Origin of the sequence: Streptomyces sp. ISL-36 (assembly GCF_018614205.1) — a bacterium.
Taxonomy (GTDB): domain Bacteria; phylum Actinomycetota; class Actinomycetes; order Streptomycetales; family Streptomycetaceae; genus Streptomyces.
This window is the reverse complement of sequence record NZ_JAGGOS010000057.1, coordinates 100,205-113,812: the sequence shown is the minus strand read 5'-3', so window position 1 is coordinate 113,812 and position 13,608 is coordinate 100,205. Positions and strand designations below refer to the sequence as shown.

At 69.5% G+C, this 13,608-nt stretch carries 15 protein-coding genes, 3 tRNA genes and 2 pseudogenes; 16 read left to right on the top strand and 4 right to left on the bottom strand.

Annotated elements, in window-relative coordinates; translation table 11 throughout:
• Positions 1 to 936: pseudogene (locus tag J7E93_RS16100) on the bottom strand (hypothetical protein); the annotation flags it as partial.
• A gap of 217 nt (positions 937 to 1,153) precedes the next feature.
• Here J7E93_RS16100 and J7E93_RS16095 point away from each other — a divergent pair.
• The 7 genes and pseudogenes from J7E93_RS16095 to J7E93_RS16065 all read left to right on the top strand — a co-directional run bounded on the left by J7E93_RS16095 (position 1,154) and on the right by J7E93_RS16065 (position 4,462).
• A tRNA-Thr gene (locus J7E93_RS16095) sits at positions 1,154 to 1,226 on the top strand.
• Positions 1,227 to 1,270: 44 nt separating this feature from the next.
• Positions 1,271 to 1,343 (top strand) — tRNA-Met (locus tag J7E93_RS16090).
• 88 nt (positions 1,344 to 1,431) lie between these two features.
• Complete coding sequence (rpmG, locus tag J7E93_RS16085; RefSeq protein WP_003956487.1) at positions 1,432 to 1,596, top strand: 50S ribosomal protein L33; 165 nt, start codon at positions 1,432 to 1,434, stop codon at positions 1,594 to 1,596.
• A gap of 82 nt (positions 1,597 to 1,678) precedes the next feature.
• Positions 1,679 to 2,131 carry a MaoC family dehydratase N-terminal domain-containing protein gene (locus J7E93_RS16080; RefSeq protein WP_215069844.1) on the top strand — a complete coding sequence of 151 codons (453 nt, stop codon included), beginning with the start codon at positions 1,679 to 1,681 and terminating at the stop codon, positions 2,129 to 2,131.
• Between the two features lie 3 nt (positions 2,132 to 2,134).
• A complete protein-coding gene (locus J7E93_RS16075) occupies positions 2,135 to 2,563 on the top strand; it encodes a MaoC family dehydratase (protein WP_215069837.1) in 429 nt (142 codons plus the stop codon).
• Between the two features lie 63 nt (positions 2,564 to 2,626).
• Positions 2,627 to 2,919 (top strand): annotated as a pseudogene (locus J7E93_RS16070) (MFS transporter); the annotation flags it as partial.
• Between the two features lie 487 nt (positions 2,920 to 3,406).
• Positions 3,407 to 4,462: a UDP-N-acetylmuramate dehydrogenase gene (locus tag J7E93_RS16065; protein ID WP_215069836.1), complete on the top strand. Its 1,056-nt coding sequence runs from the start codon at positions 3,407 to 3,409 to the stop codon at positions 4,460 to 4,462.
• A gap of 27 nt (positions 4,463 to 4,489) precedes the next feature.
• On the opposite strand, the gene J7E93_RS16060 is transcribed toward J7E93_RS16065, so the two are convergent.
• Positions 4,490 to 5,122 (bottom strand): NAD(P)-dependent oxidoreductase, encoded by a 633-nt coding sequence (locus tag J7E93_RS16060; RefSeq protein ID WP_215069835.1) that lies wholly within the window; start codon positions 5,120 to 5,122, stop codon positions 4,490 to 4,492.
• An 87-nt stretch (positions 5,123 to 5,209) separates the two neighbouring features.
• Here J7E93_RS16060 and J7E93_RS16055 point away from each other — a divergent pair, with 87 nt between their 5' ends.
• Both J7E93_RS16055 and J7E93_RS16050 read left to right on the top strand, forming a co-directional pair.
• Positions 5,210 to 5,815: a TetR/AcrR family transcriptional regulator gene (locus J7E93_RS16055; protein WP_215069834.1), complete on the top strand. Its 606-nt coding sequence runs from the start codon at positions 5,210 to 5,212 to the stop codon at positions 5,813 to 5,815.
• Between the two features lie 39 nt (positions 5,816 to 5,854).
• A complete protein-coding gene (locus J7E93_RS16050; RefSeq protein WP_215069833.1) occupies positions 5,855 to 6,577 on the top strand; it encodes a hypothetical protein in 723 nt (240 codons plus the stop codon).
• On the opposite strand, the gene J7E93_RS16045 is transcribed toward J7E93_RS16050, so the two are convergent.
• On the bottom strand, positions 6,522 to 7,586 hold the full coding sequence (locus J7E93_RS16045; protein WP_215069832.1) for an adenosine deaminase: 1,065 nt from the start codon (positions 7,584 to 7,586) through the stop codon (positions 6,522 to 6,524). The two genes, J7E93_RS16050 and J7E93_RS16045, sit on opposite strands and share 56 nt — an antisense overlap.
• 129 nt (positions 7,587 to 7,715) lie before the next feature.
• Positions 7,716 to 8,942: a pyridoxal phosphate-dependent aminotransferase gene (locus J7E93_RS16040; protein ID WP_215069831.1), complete on the bottom strand. Its 1,227-nt coding sequence runs from the start codon at positions 8,940 to 8,942 to the stop codon at positions 7,716 to 7,718.
• Positions 8,943 to 9,179: 237 nt separating this feature from the next.
• Here J7E93_RS16040 and J7E93_RS16035 point away from each other — a divergent pair.
• The 7 genes from J7E93_RS16035 (at position 9,180) to rplL (ending at position 13,399) form a co-directional block, all read left to right on the top strand.
• Positions 9,180 to 9,252, top strand: a tRNA-Trp gene (locus J7E93_RS16035).
• 103 nt (positions 9,253 to 9,355) lie between these two features.
• On the top strand, positions 9,356 to 9,643 hold the full coding sequence (gene secE, locus J7E93_RS16030; protein ID WP_137993978.1) for a preprotein translocase subunit SecE: 288 nt from the start codon (positions 9,356 to 9,358) through the stop codon (positions 9,641 to 9,643).
• A gap of 43 nt (positions 9,644 to 9,686) precedes the next feature.
• Positions 9,687 to 10,601 carry a transcription termination/antitermination protein NusG gene (gene nusG / locus J7E93_RS16025; protein WP_215069830.1) on the top strand — a complete coding sequence of 305 codons (915 nt, stop codon included), beginning with the start codon at positions 9,687 to 9,689 and terminating at the stop codon, positions 10,599 to 10,601.
• 166 nt (positions 10,602 to 10,767) lie between these two features.
• Positions 10,768 to 11,202 carry a 50S ribosomal protein L11 gene (gene rplK / locus J7E93_RS16020; RefSeq protein WP_030318720.1) on the top strand — a complete coding sequence of 145 codons (435 nt, stop codon included), beginning with the start codon at positions 10,768 to 10,770 and terminating at the stop codon, positions 11,200 to 11,202.
• Between the two features lie 105 nt (positions 11,203 to 11,307).
• Positions 11,308 to 12,036, top strand: a complete 729-nt coding sequence (gene rplA / locus J7E93_RS16015) for a 50S ribosomal protein L1 (protein ID WP_215069829.1) — start codon at positions 11,308 to 11,310, stop codon at positions 12,034 to 12,036.
• A gap of 334 nt (positions 12,037 to 12,370) precedes the next feature.
• Positions 12,371 to 12,901: a 50S ribosomal protein L10 gene (gene rplJ, locus J7E93_RS16010; protein WP_215069828.1), complete on the top strand. Its 531-nt coding sequence runs from the start codon at positions 12,371 to 12,373 to the stop codon at positions 12,899 to 12,901.
• Between the two features lie 114 nt (positions 12,902 to 13,015).
• Positions 13,016 to 13,399: a 50S ribosomal protein L7/L12 gene (rplL, locus tag J7E93_RS16005; RefSeq protein WP_215069827.1), complete on the top strand. Its 384-nt coding sequence runs from the start codon at positions 13,016 to 13,018 to the stop codon at positions 13,397 to 13,399.
• Positions 13,400 to 13,608: the final 209 nt, after the last annotated feature.

Here is a 13,608-nt window from a genome sequence, read left to right as displayed (position 1 = left end):
TGTCATCCATCTCTGAGTTGTTGTGTTGTCATACCTTTCTTTTTTTTTTTTAAGAGCAAAAGACGACACGCGAGTCGCCTTTGTGTCGGGTGGGCTGGGAGATGTGTAAAAGAGCCAGCCGCCGCCCTGCGGCACGCAGACCACCGTGACTCCCGCCGCCGCCAGTTGGTCGGCGGCCCGCCGTGCCGCGTCCGAGGGCAGCCGGGCCAGCCCCGCGCAGGGGCCGATCGTCACCCCCGGCCGCAGTCCGCCCGCCATGGCGGCCAGGCGGGCGAGCCGCGCCGGGTCGTCACCGTCCGTGTGCAGATCGACGGGGCAGCCGTGCTCGGCCGCCAGGTCGAGGACGGCCTCCACGTACCCGGTGGGGTCCGGGTCGAGGTCCGGGCAGCCGCCCACCACGCTCGCGCCCATCTTCACCGCGTCGCGCAGCATCGCGAGCCCGTCCGCGCCCGCCGCGCCGGTGAGCAGCCGCGGCACGGCGACCGTCGTGAGATCGGTCAGGCCGCGCAGCGAACGGCGGGCCTGGAGGACGGCTTCGAGCGGGCCGAGGCCGTGCAGGCCCCCGATGCGCACGTGGGCGCGCAGCGCGGTGGCGCCGTGGCCGAGCTGCAGCAGCGCGGCCTCGGTCGCCCGGCGCTGCACCTCGTCGGGGGCGTACGAGACGGGGCCGGGGGAGTCGGCGCTGAGCGCGGTGTCGGCGTGGGCGTGCGCCTCGGCGGCGGCGGGGAGGAGCAGGTACCCGGCGAGGTCGACGCGGGCGCCGACGGCGGTGAGGCTGCCGGCCGTCCCGACGGCCTCGATCCGGCCGCCGCCGAGCCGGACGTCGACCGTCCGGCCGTCGGTGAGCCGGGCGTTGGAGAGCAGGAGCGAGGTGGAGTCGGCGGTGGCGGCGGCCCAGTCGTCGGGCGGCTGGGGCTGCTTGCTGTCGGCTGACATCGGGCTCCCAAGGCTCCTCACGATCAAGATCACGCAGCGTGGGGCCGAGCCTAGGGGCGCTCCGGCCACCCTTCGGGGAGGAGCGCAATAGTCGTACCGATCAGGCCACGAGTGGCGTACGGGACGGGAGGGACGTCCTCATGCGCGCGGGCGGTAGGACGGGCCCCGAAACGGATTTGGGCGATCGGCGGAGGACCGTGTAATGTCTTCATCGCTCGCCCCAATAGCTCAGTCGGTAGAGCGTCTCCATGGTAAGGAGAAGGTCTACGGTTCGATTCCGTATTGGGGCTCTGGTGAGAAGGAACCCGCCTTCGGGCGGGAACCCGATCATCAAAGCGGTGTAGCTCAGTCGGTAGAGCAAGCGGCTCATAATCGCTGTGTCACCGGTTCAAGTCCGGTCACCGCTACACACGGTAGCCGATTGTGGGGTCGGTCCTTCGATCGGCTACTCTTTTATGCGTTCATCCGTCCATCGTCCGTCCAAGGAGCACTCACGTGGCTGCCACCGACGTCCGCCCGAAGATCACGCTGGCCTGCGTGGAGTGCAAGGAGCGGAACTACATCACCAAGAAGAACCGGCGTAACAACCCGGACCGTCTTGAGATGAAGAAGCACTGCCCTCGCTGCAACTCGCACACCGCGCACCGCGAGACGCGTTAATCAGGCTCGTACACGAGGCCGTCCCCACACCGGGGGCGGCCTCGTGTCGTTTGTTCCACACATTCCAGGAGGTATCGAGTCCATGGCGCTCGACCAGTCCTTCGTGGGCCGGACCTATCCGCCCACCGCGCCGTACGAGGTCGGCCGCGAGAAGATCCGCGAGTTCGCCGAAGCGGTGGGTGACGCGAATCCCGCTTATGTCGATCAGGAAGCGGCGAAGGCGCTCGGTCACCCCGATGTGATCGCTCCGCCGACTTTTGTGTTCGCCATCACTTTCCAGGCCGCGGGGCAGGTCATCGAGGACCCCCAGCTGGGCCTGGACTACAGCCGCGTGGTGCACGGTGACCAGAAGTTCGCGTACACCCGTCCCGTGCGGGCGGGTGACCGGCTCTCGGTCACCTCGACCATCGAGGCGATCAAGTCGCTGGCGGGGAACGACATCCTGGACATCCGCGGCGAGGTGCACGACGAGAGCGGCGAGCACGTCGTGACCGCCTGGACCAAGCTCGTGTCCCGCGCGCCCGAGGAGGCCTGAGCCATGGCTGCGAAGATCGCTTACGACGAGGTCGAGGTCGGCACGGAGCTGCCGGCGCAGTCCTTCCCCGTGACGCGCGCCACGCTGGTGCGGTACGCAGGTGCCTCCGGCGACTTCAACCCGATCCACTGGAACGAGAAGTTCGCGGTGGAGGTCGGCCTGCCGGACGTCATCGCCCACGGCATGTTCACCATGGCCGAGGCCGTCCGTGTGGTGACGGACTGGGTGGGTGACCCGGCGGCCGTCGTCGAGTACGGCGTGCGCTTCACCAAGCCGGTGATCGTGCCGAACGACGAGACCGGCGCCCTGATCGAGGTCAGCGCCAAGGTCGCGGCCAAGCTGGACGACAACCGGGTCCGGGTGGACCTGACGGCCGTCTCGGCCGGTCAGAAGGTCCTGGGCATGTCCCGGGCCGTGGTGGCGCTCGCGTAACGGTTGAGGGGCGGCCGCCTTGAGTGGCCGCCCCGCCCGGACGGGTTGCCAAGTTGGTGATTGAGCGTCCCGGCGGCCAAGCGCGGCATGGTCTACGGCATATGGGGCGCCGTCAACGGACTCGCCGTCGCCTCGGGGCCCCTCATCGGCGGCAGCCTCACCGAGCACGTCTCCTGGCAGTGGATCTTCTGGCTGAACGTTCCGCTCGGCCTGGCCCTGCTGCCCCTCGCCCGGCTCCGTCTCGCCGAGTCGTACGGCACCGGCGCCCGGCTCGATCTCGCCGGCACCCTGCTCGCCAGCGGCGGCCTCTTCGGGATCGTCTACGGGCTGATCCCGGGCCCATCGACGGCTGGACGGGATGGTGGCCCTCGGAGCGGTCGCCTCCCTGCTCATCCCGGGGCGCGGGGCGCCCCGTGAGCAGACCGCCGAGGCGGAGAAGAGGGACCTGGTCGCCGCGTGAACGCCCCGCAGCCACCACCCCGACGCACTCCGTGAGCGCCCCCGCCCGAGAACCCCGGCGCACTCCGTGAGCGCCGCCGCACGAGAACCCGGCGCACTCCGTGAGCGCCGCCGCACGAGAACCCGACGCACTTCCGTAGCGCCGCCGCACGAGAACCCGGCGCACTCCGTGAGCGCCGCCGCACGAGAACCCGCCGCACTCCGTGAACGCCCCACAGCCACCACCCCGACGCACCCCGTGAGCGCCACGCAGCGACCACCCCGGCGCACTCCGTGAGCGCCCCGGCGCGAGGAGCCCCCGCGCGCTCCGGGAGCTTCCCCGCCCCACCACACCGGGGACGGCCCCGCCATGATCGGCGGGGCCGTCCCCGTACTCTTGAGCCCGTGCAGGAACTCCACGACGCCCCCCTCGCCCCCCTGACCACCTTCCGGCTCGGCGGCCCCGCGACCCGGCTCGTCACGGCCACCACCGACGACGAGGTGATCCAGGCGGTTCGCGACGCCGATCTGACGGCCACCCCGCTGCTGATCATCGGCGGCGGCAGCAACCTGGTCATCAGCGACAAGGGCTTCGCGGGCACCGCCCTGCGCATCGCCACCAAGGGCTTCGAGCTCGACGGCACGCGGCTGGAGCTGGCGGCCGGCGAGGTGTGGACCGACGCCGTGGAGCGCACCGTCGACGCGGGCCTCGCGGGCATCGAGTGCCTGGCGGGGATCCCCGGCTCCGCGGGGGCGACGCCCATCCAGAACGTGGGGGCGTACGGCCAGGACGTCTCGTCCACGATCACCGAGGTGGTCGCGTACGACACGGTCGACCACCGGGTGGTCACGCTCACGAACGAACAGTGCGACTTCTCGTACCGCCACAGTCTCTTCAAGCGGCTGCCGGACGACTACGTCGTGCTCCGGGTCCGCTTCCAGCTGGCGGACGCCGGCGGCCTGAGCATGCCGATCGCGTACGCGGAGACGGCCCGGGCCCTTGGCGTCGAGGTCGGCGACCGGGTCCCGCTCGCCACCCTCCGCGAGACCGTCCTGAAGCTGCGCGCGGGTAAGGGCATGGTGCTCGACCCGGAGGACCACGACACCTGGTCGGCCGGGTCGTTCTTCACCAACCCGATCCTCACGAACGAGGAGTTCGCCGCCTTCCACGCGCGCGTGGCCGAGCGTCTCGGTCCCGACGCGAAGGCACCCGCCTTCCCCGTCGGCGACGGTTTCACCAAGACCTCGGCGGCCTGGCTGATCGACAAGGCCGGCTTCACCAAGGGGTACGGCTCCGGCCCCGCCCGTATCTCCACCAAGCACACTCTCGCCCTCACCAACCGGGGCGAGGCCACCACCGAGGATCTCCTCGCGCTCGCCCGCGAGGTCGTCGCGGGGGTGCGGGACGCCTTCGGGATCACGCTCGAGAACGAGCCGGTGACGGTCGGCGTCAGCCTCTGAGGGGCCGAGCGGGGCCGGCCCGGTGCCTCAGTACGCGACGCCCACGCCCTGCTTCACCGTCGCCGGGTCCTTGATCATCGCCAGCATCGCGTGCGCCACGTCGGCGCGGGCGAGGGAACGGCCCCGGCCGGGGTTGCCGCCGACGACCGAGCGGTAGCGGCCGGTGACCGGCTTGTTCGTCAGCTTGGGCGGGCGCACGGACGTCCAGTCCGTGGCGCTGGCCGCCAGCTCGCCCTCCATCACCCGCAGGTCGTCGTAGATGTCCTTCAGGACGGAGTTGATGACCGCGAGCACCGCCTTGTCGAGGACGGTCTGGCCGTCCGGGACCGGACCGACCGGGGCCGCGCTGACGACCAGGAGCCGGCGGACGCCCTCCGCGTCCATCGCGGCGAGGACCGAGCGGGTCAGCCGCGCGGCGATGCCGGCGTCCGCGCGCCTGCGGACGCCCAGACCGGACAGCACGGCGTCCCTGCCCGCGACCGCCCCGCGCAGCGCCTCGGGGTCCGTGAGGTCCGCCCGGTAGACCTCCAGGCGCTCGCCGGCGACGGTGAACCTGGCCGGATCCCGTACCACCGCCGTGACCTCGTGGCCGTCCCTCAGGGCCTGATGGACGATCTCCTGTCCGATGCCGCCGGTCGCGCCGAAGACGGTGAGCTTCATGTCGCACCCTCCTGGGGTGGGTAAGTGTTCACTCACCCCTAGAGTGAGTGTGTACTCGCCCCCTCGTCAAGCGGTTCGGGAGCAGGCATGGAGAAGAAGCCCACGCGGGAGCGGATCCTCGACGCGGCGCACGCGCTGTGGACCACGGTGGGTCTCGCCCGCACGACCACCAAGGAGATCGCCCGGGGCGCCGGCTGCTCGGAGGCCGCCCTCTACAAGTACTTCGCGGGCAAGGAGGAGCTCTTCGTCGCCGTCCTGAGCGAACGCCTCCCGCGGCTGGCACCGCTGCTCGACACGCTGGCCGCCGACCCGGGCGAGCGGACGGTGGAGGAGAACCTCACCGAGATCGCCCGCCGAGCCGCCCTGTTCTACGCCGAGAGCTTCCCGATCGCCGCCTCGCTCTTCGCCGAGACCCGGCTCAAGGCCCGCCACGACGCGGCGCTGCGCCGGCTCGACGCCGGCCCGCACCGCCTCCTGGAGAGCCTCGACGCCTATCTCCGCGCCGAACAGGCGGCAGGCCGCCTCCACCCCGGCGCCGACACCTTCGCCGCTGCGTCCCTGCTGCTCGGCGCCTGCGCCCAGCGGGCCTTCGCCTACGACGCGAAGGTCGGCAAGGAGCCGCCCCAGGACGTCGACACCTTCGCCGCCTCGCTCGCCCGCACCCTGATGGCCGGGATCGCCGTACGGAAATGATGTCGCGGCGGCCACCGGGGCACCGTCACGCTGACCGGCATGCTTCTGAAGGCCCGCGAGTTCAGGCCCCGCACGGGACCGCACACCTACCGGATCGTCCAGCCCCGGCAGCCCCTGCGGCACACCACGCTCAACGACCCGCTCGGCGACCGCTGGGGCTACCTCCTCGGCGACCACGACGGGCTGTCCCGCCTGGCCGCGCTGTTCTCCTTCGCCGCCTTCTCCCGGCACACGATCGTCCATGTGCCGCTCCGCGACAGCCTCCCCCGCGCCTACGCGCCCGGAGTGCCGGTCGACCTCGTCCTCGCCCACCGCTCACCCGGCCTGCGCCCCTCCGCCTGGCCCCGACTGCGGGCCCGGCTGCGCACCGGCACCCCGCTGACCGTCCGCACCGACGAGGCGCGCACCGCCGCCCACGCGGCCGCCTGGCACGAGGAGTGGGAGCGGCGCCACTGGCGGGCGAGCGAATGGCTGCGCCCGGCCGTCCACGCCCGCACGCTCTTCCTCTTCGGCGGCCGCGACGTCTTCTCCGCCGCCGCCACCGCCTTCGAGACCGCGGCCGGCTTCGGACCGCTGGAGAAGCGCGCCCGCCAGGGCCACGACGCCCTGATCGCTTCCCTCACCCCGTACCTGGAGCCCGTGGGGCAGTGGTGGGACCGGACCGAGATCGACATCGGCTTCCAGGCCCACCCGCCCCTGCACCGCTTCAGACGCCCGGGCTCGCCAGCCAGTCGTCGATCCCGGACAGCAGCTTCCGCCTGATGTCCTCCGGCGCCGCCGAACCCCGCACCGACTGCCGGGCCAGCTCGGCCAGCTCGGCGTCCGTGAAGCCGTGGTACCTACGGGCGATCTCGTACTGGGCGGCCAGCCGCGACCCGAAGAGCAGCGGGTCGTCCGCGCCCAGCGCCATCGGCACCCCCGCCTCGAAGAGCGTCCGCAGCGGCACGTCCTCGTGCTTCTCGTACACCCCCAGGGCCACATTGGAGGCCGGGCAGACCTCGCAGGTCACGCCCTTCTCCGCGAGCCTGCGCAGCACCCGGGGATCCTCCGCCGCCCGCACCCCGTGACCGACCCGCGCCGCCCGCAGGTCGTCCAGGCAGTCCCGTACCGACGAGGGACCCGTCAGCTCGCCACCGTGCGGCGCCGCGAGCAGGCCGCCCTCGCGGGCGATGGCGAAGGCGCGGTCGAAATCGCGGGCCATGCCCCGGCGCTCGTCGTTGGAGAGACCGAAACCGACCACCCCCCGGTCCGCGTACCGCACCGCGAGCCGCGCCAGCGTGCGCGCCTCCAGGGGGTGCTTCATCCGGTTCGCGGCCACCAGGACCCGCATCCCGAGCCCGGTCTCGCGCGCGGCCTCGTCGACGGCGTCCAGAATGATCTCCATCGCCGGGATCAGGCCGCCGAGCAGCGGGGCGTACGAGGTCGGATCGACCTGGATCTCCAGCCACCCCGAGCCGTCCCGCACGTCCTCCTCCGCCGCCTCGCGGACCAGGCGCCGAATGTCCTCGGGCTCCCGCAGGCAGGAACGGGCGATGTCGTACAGCCGCTGGAACCGGAACCAGCCGCGCTCGTCGGTCGCCCGCAGCTTGGGCGGTGTGCCGCTGCTCAGCGCCTCGGGGAGATGGACGCCGTACTTGTCGGCCAGCTCGATCAACGTCGTCGGGCGCATCGACCCGGTGAAGTGCAGATGCAGGTGGGCCTTGGGCAGCAGGCCGATGTCGCGTGAAACGTCCGGGGGGTTCGGGGGGTGTCCCTCTGAAAAGGCCAGCATCCAGGGATCTTGCCGCAACCGAACGGACGAGCACAGCCCCTTTCCCCGATCGGGACCTCGCTAGAACGCAAGAACGGGCCCCCGGCTCCGAAGAACCAGGGGCCCGCCGAACCCACTCCTGTGCGGAGGTCAGGCGCGCGCCTCCGCGAGCAGCTTCTGGATCCGGGACACGCCCTCCACCAGATCCTCGTCACCCAGCGCGTACGAAAGACGCAGGTAGCCGGGGGTGCCGAAGGCCTCGCCCGGAACGACCGCGACCTCGGCCTCGTCAAGGATCAGCGCGGCCAGCTCGACCGAGGTCTTCGGGCGCTTGCCGCGGATCTCCTTGCCGAGCAGCCCCTTCACCGACGGGTACACGTAGAACGCGCCCTCCGGCGTCGGGCACAGGACGCCCTCGATCTCGTTGAGCATCCGCACGATCGTCTGGCGCCGACGGTCGAAGGCGCGCCCCATCTCGGCGACCGCGTCCAGGTTGCCCGTGACGGCGGCAAGCGCGGCGACCTGGGCCACGTTGCTCACATTGGAGGTGGCGTGCGACTGCAGGTTGGTCGCGGCCTTCACCACGTCCTTCGGGCCGATGATCCACCCCACGCGCCAGCCGGTCATCGCGTACGTCTTGGCGACACCGTTGACGACGATGCACTTGTCGCGCAGCGCCGGCATGACCGCCGGGAGGGAGACGGCGGCCGCGCCGCCGTAGACCAGGTGCTCGTAGATCTCGTCGGTCAGCACCCACAGGCCGTGCTCAACGGCCCAGCGCCCGATGGCCTCGGTCTCGGCCTCGCTGTAGACGGCGCCGGTCGGGTTGGACGGGGAGACGAAGAGGACGACCTTGGTCCGCTCCGTGCGCGCGGCCTCCAGCTGCTCGACGGAGACGCGGTAGCCGCTGGTCTCGTCAGCGACGACCTCGACCGGGACACCGCCGGCGAGACGGATCGACTCGGGGTAGGTCGTCCAGTACGGGGCCGGGACGATGACCTCGTCACCCGGGTCGAGGATCGCGGCGAACGCCTCGTAGATGGCCTGCTTGCCGCCGTTGGTCACCAGGACCTGAGAGGCGTCGATCTCGTAGCCGGAGTCGCGCAGCGTCTTGGCGGCGATCGCGGCCTTCAGCTCGGGCAGACCGCCGGCAGGCGTGTAGCGGTGGTACTTCGGGTTCTTGCACGCCTCGACGGCGGCTTCGACGATGTAGTCGGGCGTCGGGAAGTCGGGCTCACCCGCGCCGAAGCCGATCACCGGACGCCCGGCGGCCTTGAGGGCCTTGGCCTTGGCGTCGACGGCGAGGGTCGCGGACTCGGAGATCGCACCGATGCGGGCGGAGACCCGGCGCTCGGTCGGAGGGGTTGCAGCGCTCATGCGGCCCATCGTCCCAGACCGCCTCCAGCCGCGGCACACAGGTTTCAGGGAGCGGACAGGAACGGTCATTCCTGGTCGTACGAGGGTCCCGGGAGGCCCCCGCGGGGGTGGTCCTGAGGGGTCGGCGGGGCTCCGACGTGCTTTCTGTTCGACGCAGCGCTCATGAACACGTACACTCACTGCTCGTTGGCCCGCACCGACCACATCTCACGATGCGGTAGGTTGGGGGAGCCACAAAGGGTCGTAGCTCAATTGGTAGAGCACTGGTCTCCAAAACCAGCGGTTGGGGGTTCAAGTCCCTCCGGCCCTGCTACACACACCGCCAGGATGTGTGCGCATGTACGTACTTCAATGCACCGCCGTGCGGATCCACCCGGCACGGCACTGCCATGACCCGGGATCAGGTGAGAAGCGTGACGGACGCCGTGGGCTCCATCGACATGCCTGATGCCGAGGACGAGGCTCCGGACTCGAAGAAGAAGGCCCGTAAGGGCGGCAAGCGCGGGAAGAAGGGCCCTCTGGGCCGCCTCGCGCTCTTCTACCGCCAGATCGTCGCGGAGCTCCGCAAGGTCGTCTGGCCCACTCGTAGCCAGCTGACGACGTACACCACGGTAGTGATTGTCTTCGTTGTCATCATGATCGGTCTGGTGACCGTGATTGACTATGGCTTCCAGGAAGCAGTCAAGTACGTCTTCGGCTGACTTCTTGTTCCACCCCATTTGTATCCAGGAAGAAGCAGCCACCGTGTCTGACCCGAACCTGAACGACGCCGTCGATTCTGTCGAGTCCGTTGAGGACGAGCTCGACATCGTCGAGGCGGCCGACGAGGACCAGGCTGAGGCTGCTGACGCCGCTGCGGGCGAGGCGGCCGAAGAGGCCGCCATGAACATCGACGACGAGTCCGACGAGGACGAGGACGACGCGTCCGACTCCGAAGAGGATGTCGAGGACGTCGAGGACGAGTCCGACGAGGACACCGAGGTCGAGGACACCGACGCGGAGGCCGAGGCCGAGGAGGCCGACGAGGAGCCCGCCGCTCCGGTCGACCCGATCCAGGCCCTGCGCGACGAGCTCCGCGGCCTGCCCGGCGAGTGGTACGTGATCCACACCTACGCGGGCTACGAGAAGCGCGTGAAGGCCAACCTCGAGCAGCGTGCCGTCTCGCTGAACGTCGAGGAGTTCATCTACCAGGCCGAGGTCCCCGAGGAAGAGATCGTCCAGATCAAGAACGGCGAGCGCAAGAACGTCCGGCAGAACAAGCTGCCCGGTTACGTTCTCGTCCGCATGGATCTGACGAACGAGTCCTGGGGCGTCGTCCGCAACACCCCCGGCGTCACCGGCTTCGTGGGCAACGCCTACGACCCGTACCCGCTCACCCTGGACGAGATCGTCAAGATGCTCGCCCCGGAGGCCGAGGAGAAGGCCGCCCGCGAGGCCGCCGAGGCCGAGGGCAAGCCGGCTCCGGCCCGCAAGGTCGAGGTCCAGGTCCTGGACTTCGAGGTCGGCGACTCGGTCACCGTCACCGATGGTCCCTTCGCCACCCTGCAGGCCACGATCAACGAGATCAACGCCGACTCGAAGAAGGTCAAGGGCCTCGTCGAGATCTTCGGCCGCGAGACTCCGGTCGAGCTCAGCTTCGACCAGATCCAGAAGAACTGACCCTCACCGGTCATAGGTTTCCGACCAGGTCAGAGTGGCTCTCGCAGCCGCTCTGACCTGCTCGGTTTTTAGCCGCACGCCTATACCCGTTATCGTGGTGCGGTATGCCTCCATCCGGATGACCGGATGGCGGGCTGAACACTCTCACTAGGACCCGGAGAGAGCAATGCCTCCCAAGAAGAAGAAGGTCACGGGGCTTATCAAGCTCCAGATCAACGCCGGTGCGGCCAACCCGGCCCCGCCGGTCGGCCCCGCGCTCGGTCAGCACGGCGTCAACATCATGGAGTTCTGCAAGGCCTACAACGCCGCGACCGAGTCGCAGCGTGGCATGGTCGTGCCGGTGGAGATCACGGTCTACGAGGACCGTTCCTTCACCTTCATCACCAAGACTCCGCCGGCCGCCAAGCTGATCCTCAAGGCCGCAGGTGTGGACAAGGGCTCTGGCGAGCCGCACAAGACCAAGGTCGCCAAGCTCACGGCCGCCCAGGTCCGCGAGATCGCCACGGTCAAGCTGCCCGACCTGAACGCCAACGACCTGGACGCCGCGTCGAAGATCATCGCCGGCACCGCCCGCTCCATGGGCATCACGGTCGAGGGCTGATCAGCCCCCTTGTGACCTCTGTGGTAGGACCAGCGCTGGTCCGCACCACGACTCCACACCTGCCACGCGGCGACAGCCGCATGGTGTAACTGCACAGGAGAAGCAGTGAAGCGCAGCAAGGCACTCCGCGCCGCGGACGCCAAGATCGACCGGGAGCGGAACTACGCCCCCCTCGAGGCCGTCCGTATCGCCAAGGACACCGCCGCCACCAAGTTCGACGGAACCGTCGAGGTCGCCTTCCGCCTGGGTGTCGACCCGCGCAAGGCCGACCAGATGGTCCGTGGCACCGTGAACCTCCCGCACGGCACCGGTAAGACCGCCCGGGTCCTGGTCTTCGCGACCGGTGACCGTGCCGAGGCCGCGATCGCCGCGGGCGCCGACATCGTCGGCTCCGACGAGCTCATCGACGAGATCTCCAAGGGCAACCGCCTGAACGAGTTCGACGCCGTTGTGGCCACCCCGGACCTCATGGGCAAGGTCGGCCGCCTCGGCCGTGTCCTCGGCCCGCGTGGTCTCATGCCGAACCCCAAGACCGGCACTGTCACCCCCGATGTCGTCAAGGCTGTCAACGACATCAAGGGCGGCAAGATCGAGTTCCGCGTCGACAAGCACTCGAACCTGCACTTCATCATCGGCAAGGTCTCCTTCGACGAGACGAAGCTGGTCGAGAACTACGCCGCGGCTCTGGAGGAGATCCTCCGTCTGAAGCCGTCCGCCGCCAAGGGCCGTTACATCAAGAAGGCGACCCTGACGACGACGATGGGCCCCGGCATCCCGCTGGACTCCAACCGCACCCGCAACCTCCTCGTCGAGGAGGACCCGGCAGCTGTCTGACCGGGCTGAGCCGTCTGAAGGCCCTCTGGGCCGGCTCTGAAGCGCCTCGGGCCCCGCACCTCTCCGGAGGAGCGGGGCCCGATTTGCTTGACTCGTACGTGTTCACGTATGGTTCTCCAGAAGCCAAAGACCGCTGGTCGTTGCCGTGCTCTCGTAAGGGGCGCGGTGGCCGAAGGATTCGCTGAGATGCGAGCGACCCGCGCAGGTGATCGTGGAAAGTTCCCGGATCGTTTTCGATCGGTTGAGCTCAGCCCCGTGCGCCTGCGCCGGGGCGTTTTGTTTTGTTCAGCACCTTCCGAGCGGTCCTCATCACCCGGAAGGAGGCCGACGCTCTATGGCAAGGCCCGACAAGGCTGCCGCGGTAGCCGAGCTCAAGGACAAGTTCCAGAGCTCGAGCGCCGTTGTGCTGACCGAGTACCGGGGTCTCACCGTGGCTCAGCTCAAGACGCTGCGCCGTTCGCTCGGTGAGAACGCCCAGTACGCCGTGGTGAAGAACACGCTGACCAAGATTGCGGCCAACGAGGCCGGGATCACCTCGCTCGACGACCAGTTCACCGGTCCGACGGGCGCTGCCTTCATCACCGGTGACCCGGTGGAGTCGGCGAAGGGTCTTCGTGACTTCGCCAAGGACAACCCGAACCTCATCATCAAGGGCGGTGTCCTTGATGGTAAGGCGCTGTCCGCCGATGAGATCAAGAAGCTTGCGGACCTCGAGTCCCGCGAGGTTCTGCTCTCCAAGCTGGCCGGTGCCTTCAAGGGCAAGCAGTCTCAGGCTGCCTCCCTCTTCCAGGCGCTGCCGTCGAAGTTCGTCCGCACCGCGGAGGCGCTTCGCGTCAAGCTCGAAGAGCAGGGCGGTGCCGAGTAACTCGGCTCGCGCATTGATCCGCGTCACCGACGTGCGCGGGTCGCAGCGGGCCGAATGTACGCCCGCCTCTCAATACACCCGGCACCTGCCGATTTAGTGGAAGGATCGCCCATCATGGCGAAGCTCTCTCAGGACGACCTCCTCGCCCAGTTCGAGGAGATGACCCTCATCGAGCTCTCCGAGTTCGTCAAGGCCTTCGAGGAGAAGTTCGACGTCACCGCCGCCGCGGCCGTCGCCGTCGCCGGCCCCGCCGCTGCCGGTGCCCCGGCCGAGGCCGAGGCCGAGCAGGACGAGTTCGACGTCATCCTCACCGGCGCCGGCGAGAAGAAGATCCAGGTCATCAAGGTCGTGCGTGAGCTGACCTCCCTCGGCCTGAAGGAGGCCAAGGACCTCGTCGACGGCACCCCGAAGCCGGTCCTCGAGAAGGTCGCCAAGGAGGCCGCGGAGAAGGCTGCCGAGTCCCTCAAGGCCGCCGGCGCCTCCGTCGAGGTCAAGTAACACCCTGCGGGTCTCCTGACTCGCTCAGGCGCCCCTCAGGCGCCTTCGAAGGGCGATCACCCATCCGGGTGGTCGCCCTTCGGCGTTCCCCGGACCGGGCGTGGCGACGGGCTTGCGAGCCGTGGGGAGCGGAGTATGGTGATCTTCGCCGTGCGCCCCGCCCGCCGGGGGGCCTTGACGAACCGCACGCAGCGCGCAATTCTCAGGAC